At 63.4% G+C, this 12,312-nt stretch carries 12 protein-coding genes; 4 read left to right on the forward strand and 8 right to left on the reverse strand.

What is annotated here, in order from left to right:
- The first annotated feature begins 20 nt into the window (after positions 1-20).
- On the forward strand, positions 21-1,187 hold the full coding sequence (gene pseC / locus ACN0YJ_RS02505) for a UDP-4-amino-4,6-dideoxy-N-acetyl-beta-L-altrosamine transaminase (RefSeq protein ID WP_417495238.1): 1,167 nt from the start codon (positions 21-23) through the stop codon (positions 1,185-1,187).
- On the opposite strand, the gene ACN0YJ_RS02510 is transcribed toward pseC, so the two are convergent.
- The 5 genes from ACN0YJ_RS02510 to pseB form a co-directional block, all read right to left on the reverse strand.
- Complete coding sequence (locus ACN0YJ_RS02510) at positions 1,184-1,816, reverse strand: pseudaminic acid biosynthesis-associated methylase (protein ID WP_417495239.1); 633 nt, start codon at positions 1,814-1,816, stop codon at positions 1,184-1,186. The two genes, pseC and ACN0YJ_RS02510, sit on opposite strands and share 4 nt — an antisense overlap.
- The gene (pseI, locus tag ACN0YJ_RS02515; RefSeq protein ID WP_417495240.1) at positions 1,813-2,898 is read right to left on the reverse strand and encodes a pseudaminic acid synthase; all 1,086 of its coding nucleotides are present in this window, start codon (positions 2,896-2,898) and stop codon (positions 1,813-1,815) included. Before pseI ends, ACN0YJ_RS02510 begins: the two co-directional genes overlap by 4 nt.
- A 97-nt stretch (positions 2,899-2,995) precedes the next feature.
- A complete protein-coding gene (locus tag ACN0YJ_RS02520; protein WP_417495241.1) occupies positions 2,996-3,625 on the reverse strand; it encodes a formyltransferase family protein in 630 nt (209 codons plus the stop codon).
- Between the two features lie 42 nt (positions 3,626-3,667).
- Entirely contained in the window at positions 3,668-4,726 is a 1,059-nt protein-coding gene (gene pseG, locus ACN0YJ_RS02525; protein ID WP_417495242.1) for a UDP-2,4-diacetamido-2,4,6-trideoxy-beta-L-altropyranose hydrolase, read from the reverse strand.
- Positions 4,726-5,799 carry a UDP-N-acetylglucosamine 4,6-dehydratase (inverting) gene (gene pseB, locus ACN0YJ_RS02530; protein ID WP_417477363.1) on the reverse strand — a complete coding sequence of 358 codons (1,074 nt, stop codon included), beginning with the start codon at positions 5,797-5,799 and terminating at the stop codon, positions 4,726-4,728. Before pseB ends, pseG begins: the two co-directional genes overlap by 1 nt.
- Positions 5,800-5,921: 122 nt before the next feature.
- On the opposite strand from pseB, the gene ACN0YJ_RS02535 reads away from it, so the two are divergent.
- Both ACN0YJ_RS02535 and ACN0YJ_RS02540 read left to right on the forward strand, forming a co-directional pair.
- Entirely contained in the window at positions 5,922-6,707 is a 786-nt protein-coding gene (locus ACN0YJ_RS02535) for a cytidylyltransferase domain-containing protein (protein ID WP_417477364.1), read from the forward strand.
- A gap of 113 nt (positions 6,708-6,820) precedes the next feature.
- Positions 6,821-9,526, forward strand: coding sequence for a hypothetical protein (locus tag ACN0YJ_RS02540; RefSeq protein ID WP_417495243.1), 2,706 nt, complete (start codon positions 6,821-6,823; stop codon positions 9,524-9,526).
- Positions 9,527-9,578: 52 nt separating this feature from the next.
- On the opposite strand, the gene ACN0YJ_RS02545 is transcribed toward ACN0YJ_RS02540, so the two are convergent.
- The 3 genes from ACN0YJ_RS02545 to ACN0YJ_RS02555 are packed head-to-tail and all read right to left on the reverse strand — an operon-like array spanning position 9,579 to position 11,484.
- On the reverse strand, positions 9,579-10,028 hold the full coding sequence (locus ACN0YJ_RS02545) for a flagellar basal-body protein FlbY (RefSeq protein ID WP_417495244.1): 450 nt from the start codon (positions 10,026-10,028) through the stop codon (positions 9,579-9,581).
- The gene (locus ACN0YJ_RS02550; protein WP_417477367.1) at positions 10,025-10,369 is read right to left on the reverse strand and encodes a rod-binding protein; all 345 of its coding nucleotides are present in this window, start codon (positions 10,367-10,369) and stop codon (positions 10,025-10,027) included. The genes ACN0YJ_RS02545 and ACN0YJ_RS02550 overlap by 4 nt, the downstream gene beginning before the upstream one ends.
- Positions 10,369-11,484, reverse strand: coding sequence for a flagellar basal body P-ring protein FlgI (locus tag ACN0YJ_RS02555; RefSeq protein ID WP_417495245.1), 1,116 nt, complete (start codon positions 11,482-11,484; stop codon positions 10,369-10,371). The genes ACN0YJ_RS02550 and ACN0YJ_RS02555 overlap by 1 nt, the downstream gene beginning before the upstream one ends.
- A 247-nt stretch (positions 11,485-11,731) precedes the next feature.
- On the opposite strand from ACN0YJ_RS02555, the gene ACN0YJ_RS02560 reads away from it, so the two are divergent.
- Positions 11,732-12,142 (forward strand): flagellar assembly protein FliX, encoded by a 411-nt coding sequence (locus tag ACN0YJ_RS02560; RefSeq protein WP_417477369.1) that lies wholly within the window; start codon positions 11,732-11,734, stop codon positions 12,140-12,142.
- Positions 12,143-12,312: the final 170 nt, after the last annotated feature.

Raw genomic sequence — 12,312 nt, forward strand, 5'->3', positions numbered from 1 at the left:
CAGCGCACCGAGGATACATCATGCCCAGACCCTTTCTGCCCTATGGCCGGCAATCCATTGATGACAGCGATATCCAGGCGGTTGCCCAGGTTTTGCGCTCGGACTGGCTGACGACAGGGCCGGCGGTCGATGCCTTCGAGGCGGACTTCGCGGCCTGCACCGGGGCGGCCCATGCGATCGCCTGCTCGAACGGGACGACCGCCCTGCATCTGGCCCTCGCCGGGCTGGATGTTGGCCCGGGCGATGTCTGCATCGTGCCGGCGATTACCTTCATGGCGACGGCGAATGCGGCGATGTATTGCGGTGCCGATGTGGTGTTTGCCGATGTTGATGCCACGACCGGGCTGATGACCCCGGACACGCTGCGGCAGGCGATCACGCGTGTCTCGGGGGCGAGACTGCGCGCCGTTTTGCCGGTCCATCTGGCCGGGCAGTGCGAGGATATGGCCGCCATGCGCGAGATCGCTGATGCGGCCGGCGCCAAACTGGTCGAGGATGCCTGTCATGCACTCGGCACGCGCTGGCGGGACCGGCCGGTCGGGGCCTGCGAGCATTCCGACGCGGCTTGCTTTTCCTTCCATCCCGTCAAGACCATAGCGGCCGGCGAGGGAGGGATGGTGACAACCAGCGACGCGGCTCTGGCAGCCCGGCTGCGGCGTTTGCGCAGTCATGGCATTGAGCGCGATCCGGCACGAATGGAACAGGGCCAGGACGAGCCCTGGTGGCATGAGATGCAGGAGCTGGGCTGGAATTACCGCCTGTGCGATGTCCAGGCGGCTCTGGCGCGTTCGCAATTGCATCGCCTGGATGTTTTCGCGGCCAAACGCAAAGCGCTGGCAGAGACTTATGACGTTTTGCTCACGGGGCATCCGCTCGTGAAACCATTGGTACGGACACCCGAATGTGATCCCTGTCTGCATCTCTATCCGGTGCGGATTGACTTTGCCGGGGCTGGCACGGACCGCGCCAGCATTATGCGGGCCCTGCAGGAACGCGGGATAGGTTCGCAGGTTCACTATATCCCGGTGCCGTCACAGCCTTGGTATCGCAGGCGTTATGGCGATCAGACTCCGCCCGGTGCGGCTGGATATTATGCGCAGACATTGAGCCTGCCGCTGTTCACGGACATGGCGGCAGACGATCCGGCGCGGGTGGTGGCGGCGCTGGACGCGGTGCTGGGCGGCTAGCGGTTCTTCTTGCGGAACAGGACCCAGGTGAGGTCATCAATCCCGGTGGAGCGCTGCCACATGAATCCATCCTCCACGATTTCCAGATCATCGAAACGGTCGAGGAAGAAGCCGCCGAAATCACGCTTGAACAACAGGTCGTTACGTCCGCGATACGGAATGGATTCGGGCTTGGTCGAGAAATATTCGGCGACCAGAATCCAGCGATTTGAAACCCGGTGCATCTCGTCGGCGACGGTGCCGAGATCGTCAGGATGGACGTGAATCAACACGCCCGACGAGAACACCATGTCGATTTCGCCGGCGCCAAAGGGCAGTTTCTGCCCTGTCGCGTTATATAGCCGTTCGTCTGCCACAACCCTGTCGTCCAGCACGCGCTGCCTTGCCTTGGCATTGGGCTCCACTGCGTGCAGTGTCGCGGCGCAGAGCCGGTCGATGGCGCGCAGGTTCAGACCGATATTGCAGCCGACCTCCAGAATGCTCTCCGGCTCGGCGCCAAACGTTGTTTTGAGCATCTCCGCCCACATCCGGGTGCGCATTCGCAGCACCTCGGTCAGACTCTCATTGCGATCGATATATTTGTCGCCGAATTCGCCGCGCCAGGCATCGAGCTGGGTTGTGTCGGTCATGCACTCTCTCCATCGCTGCGCCAGTCGATCATCTCCATCGCCAGCGGATCACCACGTTTCAGGGCGCGCGTCGCACGCCGGTCGATTATCGCATCCCAGTGCTTCGGGGCGAGGCCCAGGCCGGGCCGGATCGAGCGGACATTGTCCGCCGTGAAAGCCTCGCCGGCGGCGATGTCGCGCACGACATAGAGCGAGCGGCGGAAATTCATGGAACCGCGTTCACAGCCGGCCAGCTCGTATCGGACCGAGCCCAGTGCGGCGAAGGCGTTATGGCAATCCTCGACCAGGCGTGTGAGTTCATCCGGCTCCAGCGAGAAGGAACCGTCCGGGCCGCCATCGGCCCGCGAGAGCGTGAAGTGTTTCTCGATCACGCGCGCTCCGAGCGCGACAGCGGCGACGGCGCAGGCGGTGCCCGGCGTATGATCGCTCAGCCCGGCGACGGCGTGGAAGGCTTCGGCCAGGTGCGGCACGGTGCGCAGATCGGATTGGTCAATCGGTGCCGGATAGGCAGACAGGCAATGCAGGACGGCCAGCCCGCCAACGCCGTTTTCGCGGGCGGTGCGGACGGCGTCATGGATCTCGGCCAGATTGGCCATGCCGGTTGACATGATCATCGGTTTTCCGGTGCGCGCGACGCGGGCGATCAGCGGCAGATCGGTGATCTCGAAGGAGGCAATCTTGTAGGCCGGCGCGTCGAGCGATTCCAGCAGGTCGACGGCGGTGTGGTCGAAGGGCGTCGAGAACAGCGGCACGCCCAGTTTGCGGGCACGGGCGAAGAGTTCGCCATGCCATTCAAACGGCGTGTGGGCCTCGGAGTAGAGATCGTGCAGCGAGCGCCCGTGCCATAATCCCCCCTCGATCACGAAGCCCGGGCCGTCATGATCAATCGTGATGGTATCGGCGGTATAGGTCTGGATCTTGATCGCATCGGCACCGCAGGCCGCCGCCGCCTCGATTGACGCGATGGCGCGGTCGATATGGCCAAGATGATTGGCCGAGATCTCGGCGATCACCAGCGGTGGGTGATCAGGGCCGACCGGGCGCCCGGCGAAGTCGAATGTGGTGTCAGGGGCGGTGGGCATAATCGTCCTCAGGCAGTGGTGTCCGGCCAAAAATATGTCGCGTGGCGCATGGGGCGAATCACCCTTGGAGACAGGCTTCGAGCCTCGGTCAGGCAGGTTAATTTGTCGTTCGACCCTGACCGTCGGCGCTGCCGGCTTCGCCGGGACCGGATGCGTCGGAAAGCAGGCGCATCGCGGTGCGGGCGCGGGTATCCCAGCCTTCGGGCAACAGGGCAAACAGCGTCGTCTTGTCGGCGGCGCGGTGCATCGGCAGGCAGGTCGTCTGGATCCGGGGCTGCAAGCGTCCGCTGGCGATCGCGTCCCAATGGCGGGCGAAAACATCCTCGATTTCCTGGCGCAGCCGCACATAGCTGGACTTCAGGGTTTCAATGTCCGGATCGAGCTCGACCTCGCGCTGGACCAGGATCGGTCCGGTATCCATCCCGCCATCGATCAGATGCAGGGTCACGCCTTTGGGGGTGTTGTCGACCCAGGACCAGAAATTTGGATCGGCGCCGCGATTGTAGGGCAGAAGCGAGATGTGCAGATTCACAATCCGGTCCGCATACTGCTCCAGCACCGGTGCAGTGATCAGGCGGCGATAGCCATAGCTGATGATCCAGTCGGGGCGGATGGCCGCAAAATCGGCCTCGCTCAGCAGGTCTGATCGCGTGGTGACACGGTCCCCCCGGGCCGTGACCGGAGCGATCAGGGCCTCGGGATAGGGGGAAAGAATCAGGACGTGCATGGCGCGGAGTCTGGGTGTGCGAGTTTAACCAAGTCTTGCCGGTCAGCCATTCGCGCGGGACGGATGCTGCGAGATCCGCGCCAGCAAGGCACGGGCGATCCGCTCCGCGCCGCGCCCGTCGCACAAGCGCGCGGCCCGGGCCGACATGTCTGCCAATTGGCGCGGTGACACCTGGCGCAGCAGACCGGGCAGGGTGTCGGCCAGCGCTGCGGGCGTCTCGATCGTCAGGGCTGCACCGGCTGCGGCCATGGCCCGGGCCGCCGGCCGCTGGTTTTCCGCCAGCACGACGACAATGCTTGGAACGCCGAGAACGCAGCGCTCCAGGGCGCTGCCGCCGCCGGCACCGATCGCCAGATCGGCGGCCATGACGCAATCGGCCATGCGGTCGACATCAACCAGGATATTGAGGTTCGGGTCGTTCTCTGCGGCGTGCCGCAAGCCGGGCAGGCTTGGCGCGAGCGGGCCGAGGATAACATCGATTGTGATCCCGGGCAGGCTGGCGCGGGCCAGGGAGACGATTTTCGCGCTGATGCCGCCGACATCCGTCATTCCCATCGAGACCATCAGGCGCGACAGGCCGGGGCTGGCCTGCCGCCGGGCCAGCGAGGCAATTCGCAAACGGGCAAAATCGGGCCGCAGCGGCGCCATGTCCGCTCCGAGCAGTAGCGTGGTACCTGGCGGGACCCTGTCGGCATAGTCCGATGGCTGACGGTCAAAACCCTGATCGCCCAGCAGATCGCAGTCATGGGGCCGGTCGGGCAGGTCTTCCAGCACGGCGATGACCGGTGCGATGAGCCGCATCCGGCTCTCATCGGCCTGTGTGGAGGCGTAAAGATCGACCAGTATCGCATCGGCCCGGCCATTCCAGGCCGGCGGGAGATCGAAATCGGCGGCTGATCGTGCCGTCATCACCGCAAAGCCGGATCGCGACAGGGCCGGGACAAGATCGCCGGAGCCGGGCGCACAGGCAAAGGCGATACTGGCACCATGGGTCTTGAGCGAAGCGGCCAGCGCCAGGCATCGCATGATATGGCCGCCGCCGAGCTCTGGCCCGGCATCGGCCCGGATCAGGATACGTGCAGGCAGGGCTGCGGCAGACATCAGGCGGCGTTCGCTTCGCCTATCAGTTCGCGCAGCGATGGGCCGTCGAGTTGTTCGGCATTATTGTCGGAGGAGTAGGACCAGTCATCGGGGACCCGATGGGCCCCCTTGCCGAGATAGCGCGCCATGAGTTCGCCGGCATAGGCTGGCAGGATGGCAAAGCGGTCGCTGAGCTCAACGGTTGAACGGGCATCATCGGACGGCACCATAATTTCGTGCAGTTTTTCGCCGGGCCGGATGCCGATCACCTTGTGCGGCAGGTCTGGCGCGATGGTATGGGCGAGGTCGACCATGCTCATCGATGGAATTTTCGGCACGAAAATCTCGCCGCCGCGGGCCATGGCCAGGGTGGAGAGGACGAAATTCACGCCCTGCTCGATGGTGATCCAGAAACGGGTCATGCGCGGGTCGGTGATGGGGAGGTGGTCAGTGCCCTCATCGATCAGCTTGCGGAAGAAGGGGATGACCGAACCCCGCGAGCCCACGACATTGCCATAACGCACAACCGAGAAGACGGGGCCGTCGGCGCCGCCCATATGCTGGCCTGCGGTGAAAATCTTGTCGGCAGCCAGTTTCGAGGCGCCGTAGAGATTGATCGGGTTGGCCGCCTTGTCGGTCGAAAGGGCGCAAACATGCTTCACGCCACACTTGATGGTCGCGCGGACAACATTCTCGGCACCCATGACATTGGTCTTGATGCATTCGAACGGATTGTATTCAGCGATCGGGACATGTTTCAGGGCCGCGGCATGGATGACGATATCGACCCCGCGCATCGCCTGTTCCAGGCGCGATTCATCGCGTACATCGCCGATGAAATAGCGCAGGAAGGGATAGTCGTTCGGTGAGAATTGCTGAGCCATTTCATATTGCTTCAGCTCGTCGCGCGAAAAGATGATCAATTTGCGCGGCTTGTAGTCGCGGCAAATCGTTTCAACGAAACGCTTGCCGAACGAGCCGGTCCCGCCGGTGATCAGGACGGATTTGCCGTTCAGATCGATTCGGGGCTCCCGAAAAGTGCGGCTCATCACCATCTGTTCCAGCGCATCTGCTTCGATCGGGGTCTTGGACATATTGGGTCTCGTGATTCGCCTGTCGGACTCGACGCTGGCGTGCAGCGGTTAACGAGGCGTTAGGAGAGTGCCGCAGAGACTGATACGACACTGTTTCATCAGACTACTCTTCAAGGCTGGTCATGACCCTCGCCATCATCGTTCAAGCGCGTCTCGGCTCATCGCGATTGCCGGGCAAAATTCTCAACCCGCTCGGCTCGAAGACCGCGCTGGCACGGGTGCTCGACCGCTGCGCCCGCATAGGCGGAGCCGATCATGTCATCGCTGCAATCCCTGATACCGAGGCCGATAATGTGGTCGCGGATGCGGCCCGCGCGGCGGGCTATGCCGTCAGTCGCGGTTCGGAGAGCGACGTCTTGTCGCGCTATGCCAAAGCGGCGCGCGACTGCGGTGCCGAATATATTATGCGGGTCACCAGCGATTGCCCCTTCATCGATCCGCAGATCTGCGAACGTGTGATCGCGCTGTTGCACGACACCCATGCCGACTATGCCAGCAATACAATGCCGGCCCTGTTTCCGCACGGGCTCGATTGTGAGGTTTTCCCGGCCGTACTGCTCTATCGCGCCGACCGCCTGGCCCGTGAACCGGGCGACCGCGAGCATGTCACGCCGTGGCTGCGCCAGAACCCGCACCTCCACCACGCCTGCCTGGCCGGGCCCGGTCAGGGGCTGGAGCGGCTGCGCTGGACGCTCGACTACCCCGAAGACCTGGAATTCTTCCAGGCCGTTTACGACGAACTCGGAGAGGCCGCGGCGACGGCGTCGGCGGCCCAGCTGGCTGCCCTGTGCCTGCGCCGTCCCGACCTCGTGGCGATCAATGCCGGCCGGCTCGATCCGGGCCGGCTCGCCAACCCGCAGCTGGCCGAGATCACCAGCGCCCCGTTCGCCCTGCGTGAAGCCGCTTAAGACGCGCTTTTGAGCCTTGCCGGCAAGACTTTGTTCGCACTCTGCGCCTAGTCTCGCACACTGGATCAGAAGGGTTTCGAGTCGTGGCCGTTTACGGGTTGGATTTATCGGTATTGAGCGGCTGGTACCAGGCCAAGCTCAGCGCGTCGCAAGTATCCAGCGCCGCGCCCCAGGCCCGTACCGCGAATGAAACGGCCGCCGCCGGTGTGACGCCGCCCTGGGATGTGTCCAGCGAGACCGCGTCGATCGAGGACTTGCGCCGGGGCGTCCTGGCCAGCGGTGAATTCTTCGACTCCAAGAAGAGCGCCTTCTCCGATCTCAACGCTCCGGATGACTACAAGGCGCTGTTTGATCTCTATGTCGGACTGAAGACCCTGTCCTCTCTGGCCGAAAAGGCGATGGACAAGACGGTCTCGGAGACCGATCGCAAATTCATCAATACGCGATTTTCTGAAGGTCTGGCCCAGCTCGACAGCTTCTATGATTCCATGAATCTCGACGGGCTAACCCTGCTCAAGGGCGAGCAGCTGTCCACCGCCGACAGTTCGGTCGCGATCAGCCGCGGCGAGTCCGTCTATGTCACCGGCACGGTGCATACCGGTGCCTATGACGCCGAAGTGGCGAGCCTGACCGGCGATGTAGAGTTCACGGTCTCGGTGAAGAAGAATGGCGTGACCCAGGATATCGCCATCAATCTGGCCGATATGGGCGCGACGACGCGCTCGCTCGACAATGTCTCGGCCCATATCAATACGGCGCTCGAGGGCGCTGGCGTGATGACACGTTTTTCCCGCGTCAAACTGGGCACGCCGGACGAGAATAATATCATCCCCGGCAATGATTACGGCTTCAAGGTCTCGGGTATCTCGACCGAGGTTGTCAGCTTCAGCGCGGCCTCTGCAAGCCCGGCCATCTACCTCGCCGGCACGTCGGGGCTAAACGAGAATGCAGCCGGCCAGGTGGTCAAGCTGACCGATCTGGGTGCCGCGGCACCGACGACGGCTTTTTCCACCCGGCTTGAAGCTGCGCCAGACACCAGTGAAGTGGCTGTGGTCGGTAGCGAGGATGATGAGACCCGCATCAAGGAAGAGGTCAATCCGCTCGAGATCAAGTCGAGTGCCACGGCCGCCGATGGCAGTGTTTTTGTGGTTGGTACGACGTCGGCCGCGCTGGGCGGTGCCGATATCAAGGGCGAGCACGACATGGTGCTGGCCAAGTATGATTCCACCGGCAAGATGGTGTGGAGCCGCGTGCTCGGCGCTGCGGCCGAAGCCGGCGCCACAAGCGTCGCCGTTGATGATAGCGGCAATGTCGTTGTCGCCGGCATTGTCGAGGGCGGGCTGGGCAGCACGACCGATATCGGTGGCAAGGACAGCTTCGTTGCCAAATACAATGCCAATGGTGTCGAGCAATGGCTGTCGCGCTTTGGCGGCAGCGGTGACGACCAGCCCAATGCCGTGACCATTGCCAGCGATGGCACGGTCTATGTCGCCGGCAAGGCCGCCAGTGCCTTTGGCGGTGCCAATCATCTGGGCGGTGCCAGCGATGGCTATCTGCGGGCGATCAGTTCCAGCGGTACGACGCTTTCGACGACCCGTATTGGCGGCGTTGGTGATGAATCGGTGTCCGCGATCACCATGGCGTCGGACGGCAATCTGATCGTCGCCAGCCAGGAAGACGGCGTCGGTGTGATCCGCAAATTCGACACGGCCGATCTGGCCGCCGGCCCGCTCTGGACCCAATCCCTGGGCGATATGGGCGCGGGCCGAATTGGTGATATCGTGGTGGATGGCAGCAATATCTATATTGCCGGTTCGGCTGGCGGCAGTTTCGCCCCGAGCGCGCCGGTCACGGCCCATTCCGGCGGCGAGCGTGATGCCGTCCTGATCAAGCTGACCGATGGGGTCTCGGCGACGGTCGATTACACAACCTTCCTCGGCTCGGACAAGGATGAAACGGCCAATGCCATCACCCTGGATGGCTCCAAGATCTATCTCGCCGGCAAGACCACCGGTGCCTTGCCTGGCCAGTCGCTGATCGGTGATCGCGATGCCTTTGCTGCCAGTTTCAATGCCGCCGATGGTGCCTTTGACTGGGCGGTCCAGCTCAGCGGCCGCAATGGCATCAGCGAGGCCACCGGTGTTTCCGTTGTCGCCGGCGGTGATTCCGTGCTCGACGCGATGGGCCTGCCGGCCGGGACACTGACCTATGCCGACAGCCTTGTCGTGACCGACCGTACAGCTGCGCGTGAGGGCGATCATTTCTACGTGTCGGTCAATGGCGGACGCCGCCAGAAAATCACCATTGATGCGGACGATACGATGCGTTCGCTCACCTTCAAGATCAATGGCGCCCTGATCCTCGACGGCACCGCCGATGTCCGGCGTGCGACCAATGGCGATGCCCTGCGCATTTCGCCGAAGGACGGCTCGACCATCGAGCTGTTCGCCGGCAGTGAGGGCAGCGACTTGCTCAAGGCGCTCGGCATGGCGCCCGGCGCGATCGTCAAGAAGGCCTCCGCGCTCGACAAGGATGGTTCGGCCGATGCGCCGCCCTTGTTTGCGATGGACCTGCCGACGCTGATGAGCCTGTCCGACAAGGACACGTCGAAGACCGCCTTTGACGCGATCAGCAATGCGATGACGATCGTCCAGCGCGCCTATCGCGAACTGACGACGCCGGCAGCGTTGAAGAATCTGCTGAACGAAGGCCCGGGCAAGACCGGCGGTACTGTGCCGGCCTATCTGACCAAGCAATTGGCCAACTACACCGCCGGACTGGAACGGCTGGGCGGTTCAACGAGCGGCGGGTATTACTAGGCCAGGCCAGCCGCTAGGCTTGCGCTTCCCCGATAAAGAAAGACGTGGTGGTTCAGGCCGTCTGGTTCAGGGCGATGGAGAGGCCGCGCGACTGTTGCGGTCGCTGGGCGGCGCCGGGGCCATAGCCATGGCCGGTGCTGCGCTGGCGTTCGGCTTCCTCGGCGATGGCGCGGACAACGCCCTCGGTGATCACCTTCATGGCCGTCACGGCGCGGGCATTTTCGGCCAGGGCGGCGTGGAAGCTGACGGTTGCCTCGCGCAAGGTGTTCTTGAGCGGCGCCGGTGCGCCGGCGAAGCGGGTCGGTTCGCTGCGGGCCCGGGCGACCTCGCTGCGATAGATATTGGCGAGCTTGCTCTTTTCATCCTGCAGCGTGACCGCGTCCTGTGGCCGGCGGCGCTGAAACATCCGGGTTTCGCCGCGGACAAGCTCGGTCAGGCGGATCGTCAGGCGCAATAGCGCCTCGGCGCGTTCGGTACCGTTTCTCGCGGCTAGTTCGGTCACTGGCTCTCTCCACCCTGGCTGTCAGCGGCTTCCTGGTAGCGCAGGATCTCCGAGGTCAGGCGATCCGACAGACCCAGTCCGCCAGCCTGCGACATCACCTTGGCGTATTCCTCGTTGAGCATGCCGCGGAAGGCGTTCTCGCCAGGACCGCCGCCAAAGGGATTATCCTCGCCGACCTGGGCAAACATGGCTTCCATCATCTGCGCCAGGAAAACGGATTCGAAATCCTCGGCCGCAGCGCGGGCGGCATCCGCCGTCGTGCCGCTGGTCTGGGCGGTGATATTGCCCGAACGCGAGGCGCCGAGCGCCTGGTTGAGCTGAAAGTCGAGCAGGCTTTCCATTACAGCACCTCGATCTCTGCCTGCAGCGCACCGGCTGCCTTGATGGATTGCAGGATGGTGATCATGTCGCGCGGCGTGACGCCCAGCGCATTGAGCCCGTCGACCAGCTCGCTCAGCGAGACGCCGCCATCGAGGACGCCCAGCTGGGTATTGTCCTCGGAGACCGACACATCCGTGCGTGGCAGGACGACTGTCTCCCCGCCGGAGAAGGGCGCGGGCTGGCTGGCGACCGGGCTTTCGCGGACCGTGATGGTCAGATTGCCCTGGGCGATCGCCACGGTGGAGACGCGGACATTCTCGCCCATCACGATGGTGCCGGTGTTTTCGTCAATGATGATGCGGGCCGGCTGGTCAGCCTGGACGCGCAATTGCTCGATCTCGGAGAGCAGGTCGATCATGTCGCCATTATAGGAGGCGAGGCGGGTCAGCTCGACGGTCGCCGGATTGGTCGCACGCGCGGCGCTGGCGCCCATGAAGGCATTGATGACATCGGCCATACGGCGCGCGGTGGTGAAATCGGGATTGCGCAGGGACAGGCGCAGGGAGGAGCGATTGGCAATCTCCTGCCAGGGATCCATCCCGGTCCCGTCAAACGGGTTCTCGACCAGGGCGCCATTGGCGATGCGGCCGCTGGTGGGAACTCCGCGTGTCACCGAAGCGCCGTCGCCGCCAGCGGAAAAGCCGCCAATGGTCAGCGTTCCCTGGCTGACGGCCCAGGCGCGGCCATGGCTGTCAAACAGCGGCGTGCCGATCAATGTCCCGCCCTGCAGACTGCCCGCATCGCCGATCGCGGAGACGGTGACATCAATGCGCGAGCCCTGCGAGGAGAAGGCGGGGAGTGTGGCGGTGACCATCACGGCGGCAATATTGCGCGTGTTCAGATTGGCGTCGCGCGTATTGACGTTGAAATGCTCCAGCATCGCGTTGAGTGATTGATTGGTGAAGCTGGAATTGCGCAGCGAGTCGCCCGTGCCATCGAGACCGACAACCAGGCCATAACCGACCAGATGGTTATCGCGCACATCCTCGACATCAACCATGTCCTTGATTCGCGATGAGGCGAGCGCAGGGGCCGATACAAGCAGGGCAGTCAGGATAGTCATGAGCAGACGCATTTTGCGGTCTCCGGAAAGATTCTCCAGAAGCATTGCGAATGCTGTGCCAGTGCCAGGACGGGCGGATATAAAAATATGCCACTAAAAACAAACCCTTGTGAGATCGTGGCTGATGTGGCCGGGCGGTAAAACTCGCCGGTGGCGGCAATCGCCGGGCAAGATCTGCCGGGCGGGGTGGCCGGATTAAGCCTCTGTTAACGGCGGCAGCGCATCCCTGAAGGTCATCGAACAGGAAGCGATTCTCGTCATGAAAGTCACAGGTCCCCGCTCAGCGAGCTCAGTTTCGACCGGCAAGCGCGCCTCCGGCTCGCGTGCGGGCGGCGACAGTTTTACGCTTGAACAGGCCACGCAATCTTCTGCGGCGATGGCGAGTGCACCGATGACCGGCGTGAGCTCGGTTGATGCCATTCTGGCGCTGCAATCGGTGGGCGACTTCAATGAAGCGCGCCAGCAGGCGACCGGTCGGGCGATGGAATTGCTCGATGTGCTCGATGAGCTCAAACTGGCCTTGCTTGAAGGCGGTTTGCCGAAAACCAAGTTGGTCGCGTTGATGAATCTGCTGCAGACCCGGCGCGATGATACCAATGATGCCGGGCTGGAAGCCGCCCTGGACGAAGTCGAGATCCGGGCCGCTGTCGAGCTTGCGAAATTCGGCTGACCCAGCAACCGGCTATCCGGCTGCATGTCCTCCATTTCCCTGTTTGGTCAGATTTTTGCTAGGTGAGCCCTGTCGCCGAGCAGCGCCGCCGCGTTGACTCGGCGTGCACCGTGCATATGCTCCGCCCGCTTTCTGGGGGGAGAGCCTGTAGGCGACAGTTGTTGAGTAGA

Origin of the sequence: Maricaulis sp., from assembly GCF_048270095.1 — a bacterium.
Taxonomy (GTDB): domain Bacteria; phylum Pseudomonadota; class Alphaproteobacteria; order Caulobacterales; family Maricaulaceae; genus Maricaulis.

What these genes read in the sequence shown, in the direction of transcription:
- pseC (WP_417495238.1), top strand. Translation starts at nt 21, where the DNA reads ATGCCCAGACCCTTTCTGCCCTATGGCCGGCAATCCATTGATGACAGC.
- ACN0YJ_RS02510 (WP_417495239.1), bottom strand. Translation starts at nt 1,816, where the DNA reads ATGACCGACACAACCCAGCTCGATGCCTGGCGCGGCGAATTCGGCGAC.
- pseI (WP_417495240.1), bottom strand. Translation starts at nt 2,898, where the DNA reads ATGCCCACCGCCCCTGACACCACATTCGACTTCGCCGGGCGCCCGGTC.
- ACN0YJ_RS02520 (WP_417495241.1), bottom strand. Translation starts at nt 3,625, where the DNA reads ATGCACGTCCTGATTCTTTCCCCCTATCCCGAGGCCCTGATCGCTCCG.
- pseG (WP_417495242.1), bottom strand. Translation starts at nt 4,726, where the DNA reads ATGTCTGCCGCAGCCCTGCCTGCACGTATCCTGATCCGGGCCGATGCC.
- pseB (WP_417477363.1), bottom strand. Translation starts at nt 5,799, where the DNA reads ATGTCCAAGACCCCGATCGAAGCAGATGCGCTGGAACAGATGGTGATG.
- ACN0YJ_RS02535 (WP_417477364.1), top strand. Translation starts at nt 5,922, where the DNA reads ATGACCCTCGCCATCATCGTTCAAGCGCGTCTCGGCTCATCGCGATTG.
- ACN0YJ_RS02550 (WP_417477367.1), bottom strand. Translation starts at nt 10,369, where the DNA reads ATGGAAAGCCTGCTCGACTTTCAGCTCAACCAGGCGCTCGGCGCCTCG.
- ACN0YJ_RS02555 (WP_417495245.1), bottom strand. Translation starts at nt 11,484, where the DNA reads ATGCGTCTGCTCATGACTATCCTGACTGCCCTGCTTGTATCGGCCCCT.
- ACN0YJ_RS02560 (WP_417477369.1), top strand. Translation starts at nt 11,732, where the DNA reads ATGAAAGTCACAGGTCCCCGCTCAGCGAGCTCAGTTTCGACCGGCAAG.